Genomic DNA, 22,220 nt, shown 5'->3' with positions numbered 1-22,220 from the left:
CCCTCCACTCAGCCTTCCGATGGGGCCGGCAAGTCAAAAGCTTTACTCGAGCTAACGCTCATCGTGTTGAGTGGTGGAAGCCAAAGCCAAAGCCAAAGCCGGAGTGGAGTGGAGTGGAGTGGAGTTGTATGCGTTTTAAAACCCGAATTCACCTCGGTATCTCACGTCGGCGTACCTCCCCCAAACACCTTGGTCAGTCCCCTCTCCCTCCGGGAGAGGGCTAGGGTGAGGGCAGCTTTTGAAGCTGTTTAAATCTCAACAACAACTCAGGATCCTTCCCACAAGGTTTTCAGGTTGTCCGTCGGAAGCACGATCCCTAGTCTTTGGTTGTCGCAGAAAACTCTGTGATTGGGTGTGAGAACCCAGGCAAGCGAGTGTTATTCAAACGCCAGTCCGACCATAATCGCCGCCAGCATTTTTGCTGCCTGTAATTGATTTATGGCGGCCGTGTGCGGGCAGACTTCGGTCTGGCCGGAATCTCCTTGCCCGGTTTCTCACCCCGCACATAGCTGCCACCTCTTCGCCGCGTGAGAACGGCATTTGGTGGCTTCAAGTCAGCAAGGAGTTAATCAATGAACAAGGTTGTCCCCGATCCACCCCTCGAATCACCCACCCCACTCGAAGAAGCCATGCGCGCAGAAGACCTCGCCCGCAACCGCGAAGCCATCAAACGCGCCCTCGATTTCTATCTCTGCCCCAACCTTTCCAAACCACGCCCGCCGAGCACGATGTACATGGTCACGCCCAACGTAGACACCGAAAGCCTGCTGGCCAACGCCTGCGAGTCCCTGGCGTCGGCCAGTACCATCGCCAGCAATTTCGCCAATGAGCTTTCGGGCCCGCAGCGCAGTACGGCGCTGGGTATTCAGCAGATCATCATGCTGGCCGAGCTCGCAGTGAACCGCGCGCTGGATCGGGTTGATCCGCAAACCTGACGACCCAAATCCCGGGCACAAAAAAACCGGCGATCATCACTGATCGCCGGTTTTTCATTCAGCCGTCATTCAATCACTGCATCAACACTTCAATCGAGCCATCAGCAGTCAGGCTGACCTGGCTGGTGCCGGCTTCGACTTCAGGCGTGACGGGGGCTGCGTCCATACCAGCGGCTTTCATCATCATCGGGGCGCGCATGTACGGTTGTGGGAAGCCGTTGCTGTTGAGGTTCAGGTTGACGATTTTGTAGCCCTTGCCGCCCAGGGCGTCGGTGGCCAGTTGGGCGCGGGCCTTGAAGGCGGTGACGGCTTCTTTCAGCAGTTTGTCTTCGCTGGCCTTGCGGGTCGGGTCGGCAATGGCGAAGTCCATGCCGCCCATTTTCAGGTCGGTCAGCAGTTCGCCGGTGAGTTTGGACAGGGCGGCGAAGTCGGCGCTTTCCAGGCGCAGTTCGGCGCGTTCGCGCCAGCCGGTGATTTTCTGGCCCTTGGTGTCGTAGATCGGGTAGCTGTTGCGGCTGCCCTGGCGCAGGGTGATGTCTTTGACTTGCTTGGCCTGAGCCAAGGCCTTGTTCATGGTGGTGCTGACGTCGGCGGCGAGTTTGGCAGGATCAGTGTTTTGTTCTTCGGTGTAGAGGGTCACGATCATCAGGTCGCGGGCCACTTCCTGGCTGACTTCGGCGCGCAGGGAAATCTGGTTGTAGTGCAGCTCATCGGCAGCCAGGGCCGGAAGGCTGGCGACGCTGCCGACGGTCAGGGCGAGAAGGGCGGCGCTGCGGCGAAATGTGTGCATGAAAGCTCCTTGATGAGGGCGCAGGTGATGGTTCGGGGGCCTGCGTGAAACCATCAGACTCTAGCTTTTATGATCCGGTTCGCCCAGTTACAACTTCTATACAGATGGCTGGTGGCTGCTGCGCAGCCAATCGCGAGCAAGCTCGCTCCCACATTTGGGACGCGTTCCCCGTGGGAGCGAGCTTGCTCGCGAAGGGGCCCTTATAGCCGCAGAAAATCTTTGCGCCATGTGGTCGTTTGCCGCACTTTCGCCTCTCAAGCCCGCGCCTTGGTTATACTCCGTGCGATCCGCCTGGAGCGCTCATCAGGAGAGCTCATGCTCGCCCCCGTACAACTGACTTCCGCCACTCGCCAGAACCTCTGGCGGCTGACTTTCATCCGCACCCTGGTGCTCGCCGCGCAGGCCGGTTCCGTGGGCCTGGCCTACTGGCTGGATCTGTTGCCGTTGCCGTGGGTGCAACTGGTGATGACCCTAGGCTGTTCGATTCTGCTCTGTGTGTTCACCGCTGTGCGCCTGCGCACTTCGTGGCCGGTTACCGAGCTCGAATACGCGCTGCAACTGGCCTGCGATCTGGTTATCCACAGTGCCTTGCTGTATTTCTCCGGTGGTTCGACCAACCCGTTCGTTTCGTATTATCTGGTACCGCTGACCATCGCTGCAGTGACGTTGCCTTGGCGTTATTCGGTGGTGCTGTCGGGCATTGCGCTGGCCTTGTACACGCTGATGCTGACGCATTTCTATCCGCTGGAAACCCTGCCGGTCGCCCGGGAGAACCTGCAGATCTACGGCATGTGGCTGAGCTTCGCCCTGGCGGCAGCGGTGATTACGTTTTTCGCCGCGCGCATGGCTGAAGAGCTGCGTCGGCAGGAGGAGTTACGGGCGATCCGCCGTGAAGAAGGCCTGCGCGATCAGCAATTGCTGGCCGTCGCGACTCAGGCCGCTGGCGCCGCACATGAATTGGGCACGCCGCTGGCGACCATGAGCGTGTTGCTCAATGAAATGCAGCAGGATCACCACGACCCGATGCTTCAGGAAGACCTGAAGGTGTTGAAGGATCAGGTGAAGCTCTGCAAGGAGACCCTGCAACAACTGGTGCGCGCCGCTGAAGCCAATCGCCGGATGGCGGTGGAGATGCAGGACGTCACCGAGTGGCTCGACGAAGCGCTCAATCGCTGGCACCTGATGCGTCCCGAGGCCAGTTATCGCTTCCAGCGTCTGGGCCAGGGCCCGTTGCCGCGTGTGGCGCCGCCGCCGGATCTGACCCAGGCCTTGTTGAATCTGTTGAACAACGCCGCCGACGCCTGCCCGGAAAACCTTCAGGTGACCCTGGACTGGACGGCCGAAGACCTGACCATCAGCATTCGCGATCATGGCGCCGGTGTGCCGCTGGCCATCGCCGAGCAGATCGGCAAACCGTTTTTTACCACCAAGGGCAAAGGTTTCGGCCTGGGCCTGTTTTTGAGCAAGGCCAGCGTGACACGCGCCGGCGGCTCAGTGAAACTCTATAGTCATGAGGAAGGCGGCACGCTCACCGAGCTGCGCCTGCCCCACGGCGCCCGAGGAGAGCAACATGAGTGACGAAATCCAAGTCGAAGGCGAAGAACTGCCGCATTTGCTGCTGGTCGATGACGACGCGACCTTCACCCGGGTGATGGCCCGCGCCATGGCCCGGCGTGGTTTCCGCGTCAGCACCGCCGGTTCCGCCGAGGAAGGCCTGACCATCGCCCAGGCCGATCTGCCGGACTATGCCGCGCTGGACCTGAAAATGGACGGCGACTCCGGTCTGGTCCTGCTGCCGAAGCTGCTGGAGCTGGACCCGGAAATGCGTGTGGTGATCCTCACCGGTTACTCGAGCATTGCCACCGCAGTCGAAGCGATCAAGCGCGGCGCCTGCAACTATCTGTGCAAACCGGCCGACGCCGACGATGTGCTGGCAGCACTGCTGTCCGAACACGCCGACCTCGACAGCCTGGTGCCGGAAAACCCGATGTCGGTGGATCGCCTGCAATGGGAGCACATCCAGCGTGTGCTGACCGAGCACGAAGGCAACATCTCCGCCACTGCCCGCGCCTTGGGCATGCACCGCCGCACCCTGCAGCGCAAACTGCAGAAGCGCCCGGTTCGTCGCTGAACCTGCGCTGAACGACCATCGCCAGCCCTCGCGATAAAGCGCACCGATCATCTATGATCGGTGCGTGTCTGTTCTTTTCTTTATCGAGCCTTTTCCATGAATCAGAACGCTGAATATTCCGCGGTCAACGATACTGTGCGCGGGCAGTTTTTTCGCAAGGTGTGGGCCATGACCACGCCTTACTGGCGCAGCGAAGAGAAGGGCAAGGCCTGGACGTTGCTGATTGCCGTGATCGCCTTGTCGCTGTTCAGCGTGGGCATTTCGGTGTGGCTCAACAGTTGGTACAAGGATTTCTACAACGCCCTGCAAAAGAAGGATGAGGCTGCTTTCTGGCAGTTGATCCTGTATTTCTGCGGTATCGCGGCTGTAGCCATTCTTGGTTCAGTGTATCGCCAGTACCTGACACAAATGCTGACCATTCGCTGGCGGGCGTGGCTCACCGAGAACCATTTCAAGCGCTGGCTCAGCCACAAGAATTACTACCAGCTGGAGCAGGGTGGCTACACCGATAACCCTGACCAACGGATTTCCGAAGACCTCAACACTTTTACTACCACCACTCTGGGCCTGGGCCTGGGCTTGATCCGCACCGTGGTCAGTCTGGTGTCGTTTTCGATCATCCTGTGGGGCGTGTCCGGCAGCATCGAAGTGTTTGGCATCGAGATTCCCGGCTACATGTTCTGGTGTGCGTTGCTGTATGCAGGGGTTGGCAGTTGGCTGACTCACCTGATCGGCCGTCGCTTGATCGGCCTGAACAACCAGCAACAACGCTTTGAAGCCGACCTGCGTTTCTCGATGGTTCGGGTGCGTGAGAACGCCGAGAGCATTGCGCTTTACAACGGTGAACCGAACGAAAACCGTCGCCTGAGCAATCGTTTCGGGCTGGTCTGGCAAAACTTCTGGGACATCATGCGAGTGTCCAAGCGTCTGACCTTCTTCACCTCCGGTTATGCCCAGATCGCAATCATCTTCCCGTTTATTGTGGCGGCACCGCGTTACCTGTCCGGCAAGATCGAGCTGGGTGAGCTGATGCAGATCAACTCGGCGTTCGGCAACGTGCAGGAGAACTTCAGCTGGTTCATCGACGCTTATGCGTCGTTGGCAGCCTGGAAGGCTACCTCCGATCGTCTGCTGAGCTTCCGCCAGGCCATGACTGACAACGAAGAACGTGCGCCGGCCATCGACGTGCAGAATCAGGGCGATGAGCTGAAGGTTCACAACCTGGGTCTGGACCTGGCCGATGGTCGTCACCTGCTGACCAGTGCCGACATGACCGTGGAACAGGGCGATCGGTTGATGCTCAGCGGCCGTTCCGGCAGCGGCAAATCCACGCTGCTGCGGGCGATGGGCCATTTGTGGCCGGCCGGGCACGGCAGCATTCGATTGCCCGCTTCGCGTTATCTGTTCTTGCCACAGAAACCCTATCTGCCGATCGGCACCCTGCGCGACGCCTTGAGTTATCCACAACCGGGCGACACCTACGCGCCTGAGCGTTATGCACAAGTGCTGGAAACCTGCCGCTTGCCGCACCTGGTGGCTCGACTGGACGAGGCCAATCACTGGCAGCGCATGCTCTCGCCGGGAGAGCAGCAACGTCTGGCCTTCGCCCGCGCGCTGCTCTATGCACCGCAATGGCTGTACATGGACGAAGCGACGTCGGCGATGGATGAAGAAGACGAAGCCACGCTGTATCAGGCGCTGATCGACCAGTTGCCGGGCCTGAGCATCGTCAGCGTCGGCCATCGCAGCAGCCTCAAACGCTACCATCCACGGCATGTGCGGATCGATGGCGGGCATCTGGTGGAACAGACCGTGACGGCCTGACAGGCTTTAGCTCTGTGGGAGTTCGCTCCCACAGAGGACGGTGATCGTACAACCCGCTTGCGCTATGATGCCCCTCAAGCCGATTTTTCGAGACAAACGCAGACCATGGAAAACCCGATCGACACCCCGCGCCTCCCTCGCAAGCGCCGCAGCCTGGCTCAGGAACTGGTGACGGTGCTGACCGAGCAGATCCGCGACGGTCTGCTCAAGCGTGGCGACAAGCTGCCCACCGAGTCGGCGATCATGGAAGCCCATGGTGTCAGCCGCACCGTGGTGCGCGAGGCGATTTCCCGGCTACAGGCCGCAGGTCAGGTTGAAACCCGCCACGGCATCGGCACTTTCGTGCTGGATACACCGAGCCCGAGCGGTTTTCGGATCGATCCGGCCACCGTGGTCACCCTGCGTGACGTGCTGGCGATTCTCGAATTCCGTATCAGCCTCGAAGTCGAATCCGCCGGCCTTGCCGCACAACGCCGCAGCGCCGAACAACTGGCTGCCATGCGCGCCGCTCTCGATGCGCTGAACGAAAGCGTGGCTCACGCCAGCGATGCGGTGGCGTCGGACTTCCAGTTCCACCTGCAAATCGCGCTGTCCACCGGCAACCGCTATTTCACCGACATCATGACGCACCTGGGCACTAGCATCATTCCGCGCACGCGGCTGAATTCGGCGCGGCTGGCCCATGACGATCAGCAGCACTACATGAATCGCCTGAGCCGCGAGCACGAGGAAATCTACGAGGCCATCGCCCGCCAGGATTCCGATGCCGCCCGCGCGGCCATGCGCCTGCACCTGACCAACAGCCGCGAACGGCTGCGTCAGGCCCATGAAGAGGCGCAGGCTCAGGGCTGAGAAATCAGGCTTCGATGTAGAGTTTCAGCGGTTCCGAACACGGTTCCAGACTGGACTCGTCGGCGAACTTGTAACGCAGTTCAACGGTGCTGTTCAGGTACTTTTCCAGCTCAAACCGGGGGATGCTCAGTTCGATCCCGGTCAGTCCGACCATGTCATCGAGTGCGTCATCCCAGACGCCGGTCGGCTCCGACAAACCCAGCCATTCAGGCTCTTCAGGATCGTCACCGAGGATCGGGTACACATCCCAGTTCGGCGGAGTGTTCTGCCCGTCGGGCACACGAACGATCAAGTCGTCATCCAGTGTCGATAACCGCAGGATGATCGAGTCGCTGGCGTGGTCGGGGAATTGCGGAAGGTGTGCAGCGGCAAACGTCATGCTTCGTTCTCCTTGAAAGATCTGCCGCGATCCTTCGCGGCAGTCGTCGCACTTTACCCGGCGAACTCGTGAGGCGCGCCGGGGCAATCTTGTCCGGGCATTTCAGCTCTTGGGCAGAATCGAATGATCGACCCTGACCGCCAGTTTGCCCGGACCGGGTTTGACGTCGAACGTCGCCTGGCCCTGAGCATCCACCGACGCCCGGGCGATGGCCACGCCGTCGCGCAGCAATTGCAGCGGCGCACCTTTCAACGATTGGCCGGAGGCCAGTTCCAGTTTCAATTTGAGGGTCATCGAATCGCTCCTTAATTCGTGTTGCCGCTTGGGTGATAGTCCTTGAGCAGCAGGTAGGTGCTCCAGCCCCACCAGTCGTCGACGGTGGTGGTGTCGTTGAGGTTATTCACGTCCTTGCGCCGCAGAACTTTGTTGCCTTGAAGGCGGAACAGTGGCGAGAAGTTGTTCGTCAGATTCATCACGAAAGTCAGGTCCGGCAGCCGTTGCAGCGCGTTGAAGGTGGTCGGCACGGTGCCGCTTGAATACGCGGCATACACCTCGTCCGCCGAATCCTGCACCGCCTGATTCACCTGATTGCGGTTGTCGGCGTCCGTGGCGTCGAAGTAGCGCTTGTCACCGAACGCCCGCCATTGCTCGCCATGTCCGTTGCGCACCTTGAGGCCGAACTTGCTGTCTTCGTCATGCATGAAGCGGGTGATGAGTGAGCCCAGGTCGCTCGGTGTCACCGCTGCAGCCATGGCTTTACGCGGCACCCGCAAGTGCCCGGAGGAGAACAGGTCGGTGAGGTAGTGGTCGGCGAACGCGTTCATCGCGTAGGCCCGTTCCAGTTGCAGTTCGTCCTGACTGGCGTGGGCGGCAGCGGCGGTTTGCAGGGCGGCGGTGTGCCCAGCGATGTAGGCCAGGCGAGCCCATTCGCCGAAGTGGTCGGCGTTGTTCGCTGCCAGTTTCAGGTAGCGCCCGAGCGGGAACAGGGCCGAGACGAAACTGCCGCCGCCGGTGATCCTGTTCCACTCTTCCGACAACGTATCTCCCAAGGCGTCATAAGCCTCATGGGGTTGCTTGCCGTCCTTGATCGCCTGTTTAACCGCGTCGATCTCTTTTTGCATGATCGCGAGAATTTGCGTCGCCTCAACTTTTGAAGTGGGCAGCGCGGCGAGGGTGTCGAAGGCCGCGATGAAGCGCTGAAGGCGATCAGCCGGGGTCGCGCCTTCGTTGATCGGCCGGTCGACGATTCCGTAGAAATCACCACCCAGCGCCAGTACCTGGCCGTAGGTCAGCGCCAACCCGTTCGGCAGATGCAGGGGCACATTTTGCGCGATCACCGGTTCGGCATTTTCAACGAAGCGCAGCCGGGTGTTGTCGCCGATAGCCGTGTGTTCTGCGCCCTCGAAGCGCAACTGCGGTTTGCCTTTCAAGGCTTGAGCGGGCGGGGTGGTCACGGGTTCGACATCGCTGTGCGAGTCGGCGATGTGCAGCAGTAAGTGCGCATTGTCAGCATTGAAGGCGATGCCGCCGGGAGTAAAAAGATCATCGAAACGGGCGATGACCGCTGTGGTTTTTTCAAGGCATTTTGGTTGTAGACCGGACATTTCTTTCTCCTTGATATGTCGTCGGTGGATTCTTGTTTAACTGTATGCATATACAGCTAAATCGAGCCTAGTCGAGAAATCTCCTACGTCAAAAAGAAATCTTGTCCGACAAAAAATGCCTCCCAGCGATGAAATGCAGTTGACGGTTATCTTTTAAGTTGTACGATGACCTACAACTTCGGCGAAGGCTGAACGGTCCACTCACAAAAAAACGTTGCTACCAGGGTGTTCGAATAATGAATCCACAAGAACTGAAGTCCATCCTCTCCGCCGGCCTGCTGTCGTTCCCGGTGACCGATTTCAATGCTCAGGGCGATTTCAACCGCGCTGGCTACATCAAACGCCTGGAATGGCTGGCCCCGTACGGTGCTTCAGCCCTGTTCGCCGCCGGTGGCACCGGTGAATTCTTCTCCCTGGCTGCCAGCGAATATTCGGAAATCATCAAGACTGCCGTCGACACCTGCGCCAGCAGCGTGCCGATCCTCGCCGGTGTCGGTGGTTCGACCCGCCAGGCCATCGAATACGCTCAGGAAGCCGAGCGTCTGGGCGCCAAAGGCCTGTTGCTGCTGCCGCACTACCTGACCGAAGCCAGCCAGGACGGTGTTGCCGCCCACGTTGAAGCGGTGTGCAAATCGGTCAACATCGGCGTGGTGGTGTACAACCGCAACGTCTGCCGCCTGACCGCGCCGCTGCTGGAACGTCTGGCCGAGCGCTGCCCGAACCTGATCGGTTACAAGGACGGTCTGGGTGATATCGAACTGATGGTGTCGATCCGTCGTCGCCTCGGTGATCGCTTCAGCTACCTCGGTGGTTTGCCGACCGCCGAAGTCTACGCCGCTGCCTACAAGGCCCTGGGCGTACCGGTCTACTCGTCGGCGGTGTTCAACTTCATCCCGAAAACCGCGATGGACTTCTATCACGCGATTGCCCGCGAAGATCACGCCACCGTCGGCAAGATCATCGACGACTTCTTCCTGCCGTACCTGGACATCCGCAACCGCAAGGCCGGTTACGCCGTGAGCATCGTCAAGGCAGGCGCCAAGATCGCCGGCTATGACGCAGGCCCGGTGCGGGCGCCGCTGACCGACCTGACCCGCGAAGAGTACGAAATGCTCGCCGCGCTGATCGACAAGCAAGGTGCGCAGTAACACCACTCTATAAACAAGGCCGCTGAGCAATCAGCGGCCTTTTGCGTCAGGAGAATGATTCGTGACCAAGCGCTATGACAACTACATCAACGGTGAATGGGTCGCCGGCAACGATTACTCGGTCAACATCAACCCGTCCGAGCTGAGCGACACCATCGGCGATTACGCCAAGGCTGACCTGACTCAGGTCAACGCCGCCATCGATGCCGCTCGCGCCGCGTTCCCGGCATGGTCGACCTCGGGCATTCAGGCCCGCCACGACTCGCTGGACAAAGTCGGTACTGAAATCCTCGCCCGTCGCGAAGAACTCGGCACTCTGCTGGCCCGGGAAGAGGGCAAGACCCTATCGGAAGCCATCGGCGAAGTGACCCGCGCCGGCAACATCTTCAAGTTCTTCGCCGGTGAGTGCCTGCGTTTGTCCGGCGACTACGTGCCGTCGGTGCGTCCGGGCGTCAACGTTGAAGTCACCCGCGAAGCCCTTGGCGTGGTCGGCCTGATCACCCCGTGGAATTTCCCGATTGCCATCCCGTCGTGGAAAATCGCCCCGGCCCTGGCCTACGGCAACTGCGTGGTGTTGAAGCCGGCGGATCTGGTGCCGGGTTGCGCCTGGGCCTTGGCCGAAATCATCTCCCGTGCAGGCTTCCCGGCCGGCGTGTTCAACCTGGTGATGGGCAGCGGTCGCGTGGTCGGTGAAGCGCTGGTCAACAGCCCGAAAGTCGACGGCATCAGCTTCACCGGCTCCGTCGGTGTGGGCCGTCAGATCGCCGTCAACTGCGTATCGCGCCAGGCCAAGGTTCAGTTGGAGATGGGCGGCAAGAACCCGCAGATCATTCTCGACGACGCCGACCTCAAGCAGGCAGTCGAGCTGTCGGTGCAGAGCGCGTTCTACTCCACCGGCCAGCGCTGCACCGCGTCGAGCCGCTTGATCGTCACCGCCGGGATTCACGACAAGTTCGTCGAAGCCATGGCCGAGCGCATGAAGTCGATCAAGGTCGGCCACGCGCTGAAAGCGGGCACCGACATCGGTCCGGTGGTTTCGCAAGCACAGCTTGAGCAGGACCTGAAATACATCGACATCGGTCAGTCCGAAGGCGCTCGCGTAGTCAGCGGCGGTGGTCTGGTGACGTGCGACACCGAAGGCTACTTCCTTGCGCCGACCCTGTTTGCCGACAGCGAAGCGTCGATGCGCATCAGCCGTGAAGAGATCTTCGGCCCGGTGGCCAACATCGTCCGCGTGGCCGATTACGAGGCTGCACTGGCCATGGCCAACGACACCGAATTCGGTCTGTCGGCGGGTATCGCCACCACGTCGCTGAAGTACGCCAACCACTTCAAGCGTCATTCCCAGGCCGGGATGGTGATGGTCAACCTGCCGACCGCCGGTGTCGATTACCACGTTCCGTTCGGTGGCCGTAAGGGTTCATCCTATGGCTCACGTGAGCAAGGCCGCTATGCGCAAGAGTTCTACACGGTCGTGAAGACCAGCTACATCGGTTCCTGATCCACGCAATACCTGTGGGAGCTGGCTTGCCAGCGATAGCATCACCGCGGAGTGACTGATACAACGAGTCGCCTGCATCGCTGGCAAGCCAGCTCCCACAAAGACCAAAGAAGATCCACCCGCGCATAAAAATAATCAGTGGGAGTACATCTACATGCAATCGTCCAAGCCGACTCACGTCCGCTATTTGATCTTGCTCATGCTGTTTCTGGTGACCACGATCAACTACGCCGACCGCGCCACCATCGCGATCGCCGGTTCCAGTTTGCAAAAAGACCTCGGCATCGACGCGGTCACCCTCGGCTACATCTTCTCTGCATTCGGTTGGGCCTACGTGGCCGGGCAAATTCCCGGTGGCTGGTTGCTCGATCGCTTCGGCTCGAAAAAAGTCTATGCCCTGAGCATCTTCACCTGGTCGCTGTTCACCGTGCTGCAAGGCTTCGTCGGTGAGTTCGGCATGTCCACGGCCATCGTCGCGCTGTTCATGTTGCGCTTCCTGGTCGGTCTGGCCGAGGCGCCATCGTTCCCCGGCAACGCCCGCATCGTCGCGGCCTGGTTCCCGACGGCTGAACGCGGCACCGCTTCGGCGATCTTCAACTCGGCGCAATACTTCGCGACCGTGTTGTTCGCGCCATTGATGGGCTGGATCGTCTACACCTTTGGCTGGGAACACGTGTTCATCGTCATGGGCCTGCTCGGCATTGTGTTCTCGCTGGTCTGGCTGAAGGTTATCCACAGCCCGCGCCAACACCCGATGGCCAACGAAGCGGAAGTGAAGTTCATCGCCGATAACGGCGGCATGGTCGACATGGACCAGAAACAAGGCAAAAAGGCAGACGGCCCGAAATGGGATTACATCCGTCAGTTGCTGACCAACCGCATGATGCTCGGCGTTTATCTGGGCCAGTACTGCATCAACGGCATCACCTATTTCTTCCTGACCTGGTTCCCGGTGTACCTGGTGCAGGAGCGCGGCATGACCATCCTCAAGGCCGGTTTCATCGCCTCGTTGCCGGCGATCTGCGGCTTTATCGGCGGCGTCCTCGGCGGGGTGATTTCCGATTACCTGCTGCGCAAGGGCCATTCGCTGACCTTCGCCCGCAAGGCGCCGATCATTGCCGGTCTGCTGGTTTCGAGCAGCATCGTGGCCTGCAACTATGTCGACGTTGAATGGATGGTGGTCGGCTTCATGGCCCTGGCGTTCTTCGGCAAAGGCGTGGGCGCGCTGGGCTGGGCGGTGGTGTCCGACACCTCGCCGAAACAGATCGCCGGTCTGAGTGGCGGCCTGTTCAACACCTTCGGCAACATCGCGTCGATCACTACGCCAATCGTCATCGGCTACATCATCAGTTCCACCGGTTCGTTCAAATGGGCGCTGGTGTTCGTGGGTGCCAATGCCCTGGTGGCGGTGTTCAGCTACCTGGTGATCGTCGGCCCGATCAAGCGTGTGGTCCTGAAGGAGCCGCCAACCAACGGTGGTTCCGAAGCGGCTGGTAAATTGTCTCAAGCGCATTCCTGAGGAGCGGCGTCATGCAGTTGATTGAACATTCCGACTCGCCGCGCTACATCCGCCTGCACGAGCGGGACAACGTAGTGGTTGTGGTCAATGACCAGGGCGTTCCGGCCGGCACCGCATTTGCCGATGGTCTGGTGACGGTGGATTTTGTGCCGCAGAGTCACAAGGTCAGCCTCGTGGACATCCCCGAGGGCGGCACGGTGATTCGCTACGGCCAGATCATTGGCTACGCGTTGCAGCCGATTCCCCGTGGCAGTTGGGTCAAGGAAGATCAACTGCGCATGCCGACCGCGCCACCGCTGGACAGCTTGCCGCTGTCCACCGATGTGCCGGCCGCGCAGGCACCGCTGGAAGGCTTCACGTTCGAGGGTTATCGCAACGCCGACGGCACCGTCGGCACGCGCAACATCCTCGGGATCACCACCACCGTGCAATGCGTCACCGGGGTGCTGGATCACGCGGTAAAACGCATCAAGGATGAGCTGTTGCCGAAGTACCCGCACGTCGATGACGTGGTGGCACTGACCCACAGTTACGGTTGCGGCGTGGCCATCACGGCCACCGACGCCTACATCCCGATCCGTACCGTGCGCAATCTGGCGCGCAACCCGAACCTCGGTGGCGAGGCGCTGGTGATCAGTCTGGGCTGCGAGAAATTGCAGGCCGGGCAGGTGATGCACGAGGACGACGCGTCGGTCGACCTGAGCGAGCCGTGGCTGTATCGCTTGCAGGATTCCAGTCACGGTTTCACCGAAATGATCGAGCAGATCATGGAACTGGCTGAAGTCCGCCTGAAGAAACTCGACCAGCGCCGCCGCGAAACCGTACCGGCGTCCGAGCTGATCCTCGGCATGCAGTGCGGCGGCAGCGATGCGTTTTCCGGGATCACCGCCAACCCGGCGCTGGGTTATGCCTCGGACTTGCTGTTGCGGGCGGGGGCGACGGTGATGTTTTCCGAAGTCACCGAAGTGCGTGATGCGATTTACCTGCTGACCTCACGGGCCCAGACCAAAACCGTTGCCGAGGAGCTGGTGCGCGAGATGGACTGGTACGACCGTTACCTGGCCAAGGGCGAGGCGGATCGCAGCGCCAACACCACGCCGGGCAACAAGAAGGGCGGGTTGTCGAACATCGTCGAGAAGTCGTTGGGTTCGATCGTGAAGTCCGGCAGCAGCGCGATCAGCGGTGTGCTCGGCCCGGGGGAACGGTTCAAGCAGAAGGGTTTGATTTTCTGTGCGACGCCGGCGAGTGATTTTGTCTGCGGTACGTTGCAACTGGCGGCGGGAATGAACCTGCATGTGTTCACTACCGGTCGTGGCACGCCTTATGGGTTGGCGATGGCGCCGGTGGTGAAGGTTTCGACCCGTACCGAACTGGCGCAGCGCTGGCCGGACCTGATCGACATCGATGCCGGGCGGATTGCCACCGGGCGGGCGTCCATCGAGGAGTTGGGGTGGGAGTTGTTCCACTACTATCTGGATGTGGCGAGTGGGAAGCAGCAGACTTGGGCGGAGAAGCACAAGCTGCATAACGACATTACGTTGTTCAATCCGGCGCCGATTACTTGATCTGCTTGAGGGGTGTGGTGTCAGCACCGGCCATGCCCTCACCCCAGCCCTCTCCCGGGGGAGAGGGGGCCGACCGAGTTGTCTTGCGTCATACATCGACCTGCAAGACCGAGTCGATTATGGATTCGGCAAAGTCAGTTCAGGTCGGCGGACCTCTTGAATATCCCCCGATCGGCTCCCTCTCCCTTTGGGAGAGGGGGCCGACCGAGTTGTCTTGCGTCAAACATCGACCTGCAAGACCGAGTCGATTATGGATTCGGCAAAGTCAGTTCAGGTCGGCGGACCTCTTGAATATCCCCCGATCGGCTCCCTCTCCCTCCGGGAGAGGGCTAGGGTGAGGGGCTTTTGAGGGGCAAACAGCCCGAAGTGGCTTATCATTAGCCCCCTAACGACGCTCACCTCCAAGGCTCCCCGGCATGCTGGCAATTTTCCTCGAAACCCTGAACATCACCGCGCCGGTGTTTGCCATGCTGTTTCTCGGTGTGCTGCTCAAGCGCATCGACTGGATCAACGACAACTTCATCCACACGGCCTCGTCGCTGGTGTTCAACGTCACCATGCCGGCGCTGCTGTTTCTCGGCATCCTGCATGCCGACCTGCACGCGGCGCTGCAACCGGCACTGCTGATCTATTTCGCCCTCGCCACGCTGGTCAGTTTTGCCGTGGCCTGGGGCTGGGCGATTTTCCGTTGTCCGCGTGAAGATCGCGGCATCTACACCCAAGGTGCGTTTCGCGGCAACAACGGGGTGATCGGTCTGGCGCTCGCCGCTAGCATGTACGGCGACTACGGGATTTCCCTCGGAGCGATTCTCGCGGCGCTGGTGATCCTGTTCTACAACACCCTGTCGACCATCGTGCTGGCGGTCTACAGCCCGGTGATCAAGTCCGACCCCTGGAGCATCTGCAAAAGCGTGGTCAGCAATCCGCTGATCATCAGCGTGATCGCAGCGGCGCCGTTCGCTTATTTCAAGATCGGTCTGCCGGGCTGGCTGGAAACCTCCGGCCAGTACCTGGCACAAACCACGTTGCCGCTGGCGCTGATCTGCATTGGCGGCACGCTGTCGCTGGCGGCGCTGCGCAAGAGCGGCAACATGGCGCTCAGTTCGAGTCTGGTGAAGATGATCGGCCTGCCGGTGATCGCCACGCTGGGCGCATGGCTGTGGGGCTTTCGCGGGGCGGAGCTGGGGATTCTGTTTCTGTACTTCGGCAGCCCGACCGCTGCCGCCAGTTTTGTCATGGCCCGGGCGGCCCAGGGCAATCATGAACTGGCGGCGGCGATCATCGTGCTGACCACGTTGATGGCGGCGATCACCACCAACATCGGGATCTTCTTCTTGCAGTGGGGCGGGTGGATCTGAGGCCGGCGGTTACTCGGGCTTCTGGTAACTGTCGATCACTTCCTGCGCCGCGCGAAACGCATCGATCGCCGCCGGCACGCCGGCATACACCGCGCAATGCAGCAGCGCTTCACGGATCTCATCGACCGTGCAGCCATTGTTCAACGCGCCGCGCACGTGACCTTTCAATTCCTGCGGGCACTTCAGCGCGGTCAGTGCGGCAAGGGTGATCAGGCTGCGGGTTTTCAGCGGCAAACCTTCGCGATTCCACACGCCGCCCCAGGCGTGTTCGTTGACGAAGTCCTGCAACGGTTGAGTGAACTCGGTGGCATTGCCCAGCGCGCGGTCGACAAACGCGTCGCCCATTACCTGACGGCGGACTTCAACCCCGGATTTCTTCGATTCGGTCATGGCACATCCCTCTTGTGGTGTTGGCGGCGCCAGGCGCGTACGGACGTGAAAAACAGAAACGTCAGGAGCGTCGGCAGCACATAAAACAGCATCAACCGCTCGAGTTTGCCGGCCAGTGGCATACCGGTGGTGAACGACACCACGTGCAGCCCGTACGCCAGGTACAAACCAAGCAGCAACAGACCTTCGGCCCGGGTCACGCGGTAACCGGAATAGAACACCGGCAGGCACAGCGCGGCGACGCCGAGCATCACCGGCAGGTCGAAATCCAGCGCGTTCGGCGAGACCGACAGCGGTGTCGGCGCGATCAGTGCGGTGAGGCCCAGCACCCCAAGCAGGTTGAACAGATTGGCGCCGATCACGTTGCCCACGGCGATGTCCCGTTGACCGCGCAGCGCGGCGATCAACGAGGTGGCGAGTTCCGGCAGCGAAGTGCCGACCGCGACCACGGTCAGGCCGATCACCCGTTCCGAGAATCCCAGGTCAGTGGCGACGACCACGGCGGCGCCCAGCAGCAGGTGCCCGGCGAACACCAGCATGCCCAGACCGCCGACAATCATCAGCAGGCTGGTGAACCACGGTGCCTGCGGATCGTGCGGTTGATCGGAATGCGGGCGGGTCGAGTGCCGCGACTGGCGCAGCAATAATCCGAGATATAGTGCGAGAGCGCCGAGCAGCAGAATACCGTCGAAGCGCCCGAGTTCTTCATTCCACGCCAGCACGAACACCAGCAGGCTGGCGCCGATCATCAACGGGATGTCGAGGCGCACCAGTTGCCGCGACACCCGCAGCGGGATGATCAGCGCCGACAGGCCGAGGGTGACGAGAATGTTGAAAATGCTGCTGCCGATCACGCTGCTGACGGCGATGTCCGGCGTGTGTGCCTGCACGGCTTGCAGGCTGACGGCCATTTGCGGGGCGCTGCTGCCGAGGGCGACGATGGTCAGGCCGATGATCAGCGGTCGTACATACAGGCGCGCGGCCAGGCGCACGGCGGCGCGCACCATCAGCTCGGCGCCGGCGATCAGCAGGAACAGCCCGCTGAGCAATTCGATCACGCTGATTAGGGGTAAGTCGGTCAGTCCGAAAATGGTGGACGCTCCATCAGTCGTCGAGGGCCTGGATCCGGACCCGGGCGGTTCCACTGCGCAGCATACCGAGCTGTTCAGCCGCCGCACGTGAAACATCGATCAGACGGCCACGGGTGTGCGGGCCACGGTCGTTGATGCGGACCACGACGGATTCATCGTTTTTCAGGTTGGTGACCTTCACCCGCGTGCCGAACGGCAACTGGCGGTGGGCGGCGGTCAGGGAATTCTGGTTGAACGCTTCGCCGCTGGCGGTGCGTTTACCGTGGTGCTTGGCACCGTAATAGGAGGCGACGCCGGTCTGGTCGTAACCGTGCGGGTCAATGACATCGGTGCTGGCGCAACCGGCCAGCAAAGAGAGCAGGGCGCAGGCGCCGAGCAGACGTTTCATTCGAAAGCTCCCAGATAACAATGTGGGAGCGAGCCTGCTCGCGATGGCAGTCTTGCAGTCACCTTTGCGGTGTCTGAAATTGCGCTATCGCGAGCAGGCTCGCTCCCACAGGGATCAGAGCCAGGTTTGAAATCTGGCTCCATTGTGGTCAGCCTTCGAGCTTGCTTTTCAGCAGTTCGTTCACTTGCTGCGGGTTGGCCTTGCCTTTGGAGGCTTTCATGGCCTGACCGACGAAGAAGCCGAACATCTTGCCGCGCTTGGCTTCGTCTGCCGCGCGGTATTGCTCGACCTGCTCGGCGTTGGCTGCGAGCATTTCGTCCAGCACCGCCGAGATTGCGCCGGTGTCGGTAACCTGCTTCAGGCCGCGCTTTTCGATGATCTCGTCTGCGCTGCCTTCGCCGTTGGCCATCGCTTCGAACACCACCTTGGCGATCTTGCCGGAGATGGTGTTGTCCTTGATGCGCTGCAGCATGCCGCCCAGTTGCTCGGCCGAAACCGGCGAATCCTCGATGTCCAGGTTCTGTTTGTTGAGCAGGCTGCCCAACTCGACCATCACCCAGTTCGCCGCCAGTTTGGCGTCGCCGCCGATGGCTGCGACTTTCTCGAAGTAGTCCGCCTGCTCACGGCTGGTGGCCAGCACGTTGGCGTCGTAGGCCGACAGACCGAACGCACTCTGGAAGCGCTCGCGTTTCTGCGGTGGCAGTTCCGGCAGGGTGGCGCGCACGTCATTGAGGAACGAGTCCTCGATGACCACCGGCAGCAGGTCCGGATCGGGGAAGTAACGGTAGTCGTTGGCTTCCTCTTTGCTGCGCATCGGACGGGTTTCGTCCTTGTTCGGATCGTACAGACGGGTCTGCTGGATCACTTTGCCGCCGTCTTCGATCAGGTCGATCTGACGCTGGATCTCGGAGTTGATCGCCTTCTCGATGAAGCGGAACGAGTTGACGTTCTTGATCTCGCAGCGGGTGCCGAATTCAACCTGGCCTTTCGGACGGATCGACACGTTGCAGTCGCAACGCAGCGAACCTTCGGCCATGTTGCCATCGCAGATGCCCAGGTAACGCACCAGCGCGTGGATCGCCTTGACGTAGGCCACAGCTTCCTTGGCGCTGCGCATGTCAGGCTCGGAAACGATTTCCAGCAGCGGCGTGCCGGCACGGTTCAGGTCGATGCCGGTGGCACCGCTGAATTCCTCGTGCAGGCTCTTGCCGGCGTCTTCTTCCAGGTGCGCGCGGGTGATGCCGACGCGTTTGACCGTGCCGTCCTCCAGGGCGATGTCCAGGTGGCCCTTGCCGACGATCGGCAATTCCATCTGGCTGATCTGGTAGCCCTTCGGCAGGTCCGGGTAGAAGTAGTTTTTACGCGCGAACACGTTGTGCTGACCGATCTCGGCGTCAATCGCCAGACCGAACATCACCGCCATGCGCACCGCTTCCTGGTTCAGCACCGGCAGCACGCCGGGCATGCCCAGGTCGATCAGGCTGGCCTGGGTGTTCGGCTCGGAGCCGAAGGTGGTGGAACTACCGGAAAAGATTTTCGACCGGGTGGTGAGCTGGGTGTGAATCTCCAGCCCGATCACGACTTCCCATTGCATGTGTGTCTCCTCAGAAGCCGGTTGGGGTGCGGGTGTGCCAGTCAGTGTTCAACTGATACTGGTGCGCAACGTTGAGCAAACGGCCTTCCTGGAAATACGGAGCGAGCAGCTGCACGCCGACCGGCAGACCGTCGACAAAACCGGCTGGCATCGACAGCCCCGGCAGGCCCGCGAGGTTGGCGGTGATGGTGTAGACGTCTTCCAGATAGGCAGCGACCGGGTCGCTGTTCTTGGCGCCGAGTTTCCAGGCCGGGTTTGGCGTGGTCGGGCCGAGGATGATGTCGACTTCATTAAAGGCGGTCATGAAGTCGTTCTTCACCAGACGACGGATCTTCTGCGCTTTCAGGTAGTAGGCGTCGTAGTAACCGGCGGACAGCGCGTAGGCACCGACCATGATCCGGCGTTGCACTTCGGCACCAAAGCCTTCGCCACGGGAGCGCTTGTACAGGTCTTCCAGGTTCTTCGGATCTTCGCAGCGGTGGCCGAAGCGCACGCCGTCGAAACGCGACAGGTTGGAGGAGGCTTCTGCCGGGGCGATCACGTAGTACGCAGGAATCGCGTGCTGCATGTTCGGCAGGCTGATTTCCTTGATCACGGCACCGAGCTTCTGCAGCTCTTTGATGCTGTTCTGGATCAGGTCGGCGATGCGCGGGTCGAGACCGGCACCGAAGTATTCCTTCGGCACGCCGATACGCAGACCTTGCAGCGAGCCATTCAGACCGGCGGCGTAGTCCGGCACCGGCTCATCGATGCTGGTGGAGTCGTTCGGATCGAAGCCGGCCATACCTTGCAACAAAATCGCGCAGTCTTCGGCAGTGCGAGCCAATGGGCCGCCCTGATCGAGGCTGGAGGCGTAAGCGATCATGCCCCAGCGCGACACGCGACCGTAGGTCGGTTTCAGGCCGGTGAGGTTGGTAAATGCAGCCGGCTGACGGATCGAGCCGCCAGTGTCGGTGGCCGTTGCGGCAGGCAACAGACGAGCGGCAACTGCCGCCGCCGAACCACCGGACGAACCGCCCGGCACGTGTTCCAGGTTCCACGGGTTTTTCACCGCGCCGTACCAGCTCGACTCGTTGGCCGAACCCATGGCGAATTCGTCCATGTTGGTTTTGCCCAGTGTCACGGTGCCGGCGGCGGCCAGCTTCGACACCACGGTGGCGTCGTATGGAGCCTTGAAGTTGTCGAGCATCTTCGAGCCGCAGCTGGTGCGGATGCCCTGGGTGCAGAACAGGTCTTTGTGGGCGATCGGCGCGCCAAGCAGCGCGCCGCTCTCACCATTGGCCCGGCGCACGTCGGCGGCTTTCGCCTGCTCGAGGGCCAGCTCTTCGGTGAGGCTGATGAAACTGTTGAGCTGCGGATCGAGCTGGGTAATGCGCGCCAGCAGGACTTTGGTCAGCTCTTCGGAAGAAAACTTTTTATCGGCGAGACCGCGGGCGATCTCGGCCAGAGTCAATTGATGCATTGCAGGCTCTTTCCCTTTAGTCGATGACTTTCGGAACCAGGTACAGGCCGTTTTCGACCGCTGGTGCGATGGACTGATAAGCCTCGCGGTTATTGCTTTCGGTCACGACGTCGGCGCGCAGGCGCTGACTGGCTTCCAGCGGGTGGGCCAGCGGCTCGATACCGTCGGTATTGACCGCCTGCATTTCGTCGACCAGCCCGAGAATGCTGTTGAGGGCCGAAGTGATGTGTGGAAGATCGGCGTCATTCAGGCCAAGGCTGGCCAGATGAGCGATTTTTTCCACGTCGGAGCGTTCTAGCGCCATCGGGTTTCTCCAGTGGAAAACAGGACGGACGGCGTCCGTGTGTTAGATTGTCGGAACACTACCGCACTTCTACGGTCATAAGGCCGCGATTGTGGGGCTTGGTGCACAGAAAAGCGGCCAATTTAACATATTGGCGCCTTGCCCAAAATCCCTGTCGTTGTTAGAGTTTGCCGCACTTTTTTACCCACGCGTTGCCTAGGGTCCCTTTCCCATGTTCAAGAAACTGCGTGGCATGTTTTCCAGCGATCTTTCCATTGACCTGGGCACTGCCAACACCCTTATTTACGTGCGCGAGCGCGGTATCGTCCTGAATGAGCCATCGGTTGTGGCCATTCGGACACACGGTAACCAGAAAAGTGTCGTCGCTGTCGGCACCGAGGCCAAGCGCATGCTCGGCCGTACGCCGGGCAACATTGCTGCCATTCGTCCGATGAAGGACGGCGTGATCGCCGACTTCAGCGTCTGCGAAAAGATGCTGCAATACTTTATTAACAAGGTTCACGAAAACAGCTTTCTGCAGCCCAGCCCTCGTGTGCTGATCTGCGTTCCATGCAAATCCACCCAGGTTGAGCGTCGTGCCATCCGTGAATCGGCCCTTGGCGCCGGTGCCCGTGAAGTGTTCCTGATCGAAGAGCCGATGGCTGCTGCGATCGGTGCCGGCCTGCCGGTTGAAGAAGCACGCGGCTCGATGGTCGTGGATATCGGTGGTGGTACTACCGAAATCGCGTTGATCTCCCTGAACGGTGTGGTCTATGCCGAATCCGTACGCGTTGGCGGCGACCGCTTCGACGAAGCGATCATCACCTACGTGCGCCGTAACTACGGCAGCCTGATCGGCGAATCCACCGCCGAGCGTATCAAGCAGGAAATCGGTACGGCCTACCCGGGCGGCGAAGTTCGCGAAGTCGACGTTCGCGGTCGCAACCTGGCCGAAGGCGTTCCACGCGCATTCACCCTGAACTCCAACGAAGTGCTGGAAGCTCTGCAAGAGTCGCTGGCAACCATCGTTCAGGCCGTGAAAAGCGCTCTGGAGCAATCGCCGCCGGAACTGGCTTCCGACATCGCCGAGCGTGGCCTGGTGCTGACCGGTGGTGGCGCGCTGCTGCGTGACCTCGACAAGCTGCTGGCCCAGGAAACCGGTCTGCCGGTGATTGTTGCCGAAGATCCGCTGACCTGCGTCGCTCGCGGCGGTGGCCGTGCATTGGAAATGATGGACAAGCACACCATGGACCTGCTCTCCAGCGAATAATCGCCGGGTGCAATACGTGGGTGAGCGCACAGGCAGCACTTTGCAGTGCTGCCTGTTGGCGTTTATCTTCTGTCAGTCTTCATCCAGGCCGGTTTGATGCCGTATGAATAAACAGAACATTTGCCTGGGAGGAGCG

At 60.8% G+C, this 22,220-nt stretch carries 21 protein-coding genes; 11 read left to right on the top strand and 10 right to left on the bottom strand.

Translation table 11 applies throughout. From position 1 onward, the window contains the following. Window positions 1-572: 572 nt before the first annotated feature. Complete coding sequence (locus tag M5G18_RS10440) at window positions 573-935, top strand: DUF6124 family protein (RefSeq protein WP_273899644.1); 363 nt, start codon at window positions 573-575, stop codon at window positions 933-935. 73 nt (window positions 936-1,008) lie between these two features. On the opposite strand, the gene M5G18_RS10435 is transcribed toward M5G18_RS10440, so the two are convergent. Then, window positions 1,009-1,725, bottom strand: a complete 717-nt coding sequence (locus M5G18_RS10435) for an SIMPL domain-containing protein (RefSeq protein WP_096818907.1) — start codon at window positions 1,723-1,725, stop codon at window positions 1,009-1,011. Window positions 1,726-2,040: 315 nt separating this feature from the next. Between M5G18_RS10435 and M5G18_RS10430 the strand changes: the two genes are divergently transcribed. From M5G18_RS10430 to M5G18_RS10415, 4 genes are all read left to right on the top strand, one after another. Further along, the gene (locus M5G18_RS10430; RefSeq protein WP_011332442.1) at window positions 2,041-3,303 is read left to right on the top strand and encodes an ATP-binding protein; all 1,263 of its coding nucleotides are present in this window, start codon (window positions 2,041-2,043) and stop codon (window positions 3,301-3,303) included. Beyond that, window positions 3,296-3,856, top strand: a complete 561-nt coding sequence (locus M5G18_RS10425; RefSeq protein WP_003221630.1) for a response regulator transcription factor — start codon at window positions 3,296-3,298, stop codon at window positions 3,854-3,856. The genes M5G18_RS10430 and M5G18_RS10425 overlap by 8 nt, the downstream gene beginning before the upstream one ends. Before the next feature lie 96 nt (window positions 3,857-3,952). Continuing rightward, window positions 3,953-5,680, top strand: a complete 1,728-nt coding sequence (locus M5G18_RS10420) for an ABC transporter ATP-binding protein/permease (protein ID WP_273899645.1) — start codon at window positions 3,953-3,955, stop codon at window positions 5,678-5,680. A 105-nt stretch (window positions 5,681-5,785) separates the two neighbouring features. Further along, window positions 5,786-6,532, top strand: a complete 747-nt coding sequence (locus tag M5G18_RS10415; protein ID WP_007953639.1) for a FadR/GntR family transcriptional regulator — start codon at window positions 5,786-5,788, stop codon at window positions 6,530-6,532. 4 nt (window positions 6,533-6,536) lie between these two features. Here the strand turns inward: M5G18_RS10415 and M5G18_RS10410 are convergent, their stop codons facing one another. The 3 genes from M5G18_RS10410 to M5G18_RS10400 form a co-directional block, all read right to left on the bottom strand. Beyond that, window positions 6,537-6,911 carry a hypothetical protein gene (locus tag M5G18_RS10410; RefSeq protein WP_273899646.1) on the bottom strand — a complete coding sequence of 125 codons (375 nt, stop codon included), beginning with the start codon at window positions 6,909-6,911 and terminating at the stop codon, window positions 6,537-6,539. A 102-nt stretch (window positions 6,912-7,013) separates the two neighbouring features. After that, the gene (locus M5G18_RS10405) at window positions 7,014-7,205 is read right to left on the bottom strand and encodes a hypothetical protein (RefSeq protein WP_273899647.1); all 192 of its coding nucleotides are present in this window, start codon (window positions 7,203-7,205) and stop codon (window positions 7,014-7,016) included. An 11-nt stretch (window positions 7,206-7,216) separates the two neighbouring features. Further along, window positions 7,217-8,515 (bottom strand): phospholipase, encoded by a 1,299-nt coding sequence (locus M5G18_RS10400; protein WP_273899648.1) that lies wholly within the window; start codon window positions 8,513-8,515, stop codon window positions 7,217-7,219. Between the two features lie 236 nt (window positions 8,516-8,751). On the opposite strand from M5G18_RS10400, the gene kdgD reads away from it, so the two are divergent. The 5 genes from kdgD (at window position 8,752) to M5G18_RS10375 (ending at window position 15,606) form a co-directional block, all read left to right on the top strand. After that, window positions 8,752-9,663, top strand: coding sequence for a 5-dehydro-4-deoxyglucarate dehydratase (gene kdgD / locus M5G18_RS10395; RefSeq protein ID WP_007953624.1), 912 nt, complete (start codon window positions 8,752-8,754; stop codon window positions 9,661-9,663). 61 nt (window positions 9,664-9,724) lie between these two features. After that, window positions 9,725-11,164: an aldehyde dehydrogenase family protein gene (locus M5G18_RS10390; protein ID WP_273899649.1), complete on the top strand. Its 1,440-nt coding sequence runs from the start codon at window positions 9,725-9,727 to the stop codon at window positions 11,162-11,164. Between the two features lie 154 nt (window positions 11,165-11,318). Then, window positions 11,319-12,683, top strand: coding sequence for an MFS transporter (locus tag M5G18_RS10385; RefSeq protein ID WP_127796921.1), 1,365 nt, complete (start codon window positions 11,319-11,321; stop codon window positions 12,681-12,683). A gap of 11 nt (window positions 12,684-12,694) precedes the next feature. Further along, window positions 12,695-14,248 (top strand): galactarate dehydratase, encoded by a 1,554-nt coding sequence (gene garD / locus M5G18_RS10380; RefSeq protein ID WP_007953621.1) that lies wholly within the window; start codon window positions 12,695-12,697, stop codon window positions 14,246-14,248. A 416-nt stretch (window positions 14,249-14,664) separates the two neighbouring features. Beyond that, window positions 14,665-15,606, top strand: coding sequence for an AEC family transporter (locus M5G18_RS10375; protein ID WP_085702465.1), 942 nt, complete (start codon window positions 14,665-14,667; stop codon window positions 15,604-15,606). A gap of 9 nt (window positions 15,607-15,615) precedes the next feature. On the opposite strand, the gene M5G18_RS10370 is transcribed toward M5G18_RS10375, so the two are convergent. From M5G18_RS10370 to gatC, 6 genes are all read right to left on the bottom strand, one after another. After that, window positions 15,616-15,996 carry a carboxymuconolactone decarboxylase family protein gene (locus M5G18_RS10370; RefSeq protein ID WP_011332452.1) on the bottom strand — a complete coding sequence of 127 codons (381 nt, stop codon included), beginning with the start codon at window positions 15,994-15,996 and terminating at the stop codon, window positions 15,616-15,618. Further along, complete coding sequence (locus M5G18_RS10365; protein WP_273899650.1) at window positions 15,993-17,054, bottom strand: calcium/sodium antiporter; 1,062 nt, start codon at window positions 17,052-17,054, stop codon at window positions 15,993-15,995. Before M5G18_RS10365 ends, M5G18_RS10370 begins: the two co-directional genes overlap by 4 nt. A gap of 46 nt (window positions 17,055-17,100) precedes the next feature. Beyond that, window positions 17,101-17,475: a septal ring lytic transglycosylase RlpA family protein gene (locus M5G18_RS10360; RefSeq protein ID WP_201819026.1), complete on the bottom strand. Its 375-nt coding sequence runs from the start codon at window positions 17,473-17,475 to the stop codon at window positions 17,101-17,103. A 148-nt stretch (window positions 17,476-17,623) separates the two neighbouring features. Further along, window positions 17,624-19,069, bottom strand: a complete 1,446-nt coding sequence (gene gatB, locus M5G18_RS10355) for an Asp-tRNA(Asn)/Glu-tRNA(Gln) amidotransferase subunit GatB (RefSeq protein ID WP_102686864.1) — start codon at window positions 19,067-19,069, stop codon at window positions 17,624-17,626. A 10-nt stretch (window positions 19,070-19,079) separates the two neighbouring features. Then, the gene (gatA, locus tag M5G18_RS10350) at window positions 19,080-20,531 is read right to left on the bottom strand and encodes an Asp-tRNA(Asn)/Glu-tRNA(Gln) amidotransferase subunit GatA (protein ID WP_273899652.1); all 1,452 of its coding nucleotides are present in this window, start codon (window positions 20,529-20,531) and stop codon (window positions 19,080-19,082) included. A 16-nt stretch (window positions 20,532-20,547) separates the two neighbouring features. Beyond that, complete coding sequence (gene gatC, locus M5G18_RS10345; RefSeq protein ID WP_007953612.1) at window positions 20,548-20,835, bottom strand: Asp-tRNA(Asn)/Glu-tRNA(Gln) amidotransferase subunit GatC; 288 nt, start codon at window positions 20,833-20,835, stop codon at window positions 20,548-20,550. Between the two features lie 211 nt (window positions 20,836-21,046). Here gatC and mreB point away from each other — a divergent pair, with 211 nt between their 5' ends. Beyond that, window positions 21,047-22,084, top strand: a complete 1,038-nt coding sequence (gene mreB / locus M5G18_RS10340; protein WP_002555108.1) for a rod shape-determining protein MreB — start codon at window positions 21,047-21,049, stop codon at window positions 22,082-22,084. Window positions 22,085-22,220: the final 136 nt, after the last annotated feature.

The organism is Pseudomonas aphyarum (assembly GCF_028657055.1).
GTDB classification, from domain to species: Bacteria; Pseudomonadota; Gammaproteobacteria; order Pseudomonadales; family Pseudomonadaceae; genus Aquipseudomonas; species Aquipseudomonas aphyarum.
This window is presented reverse-complemented; position numbering and strand designations above follow the sequence as displayed.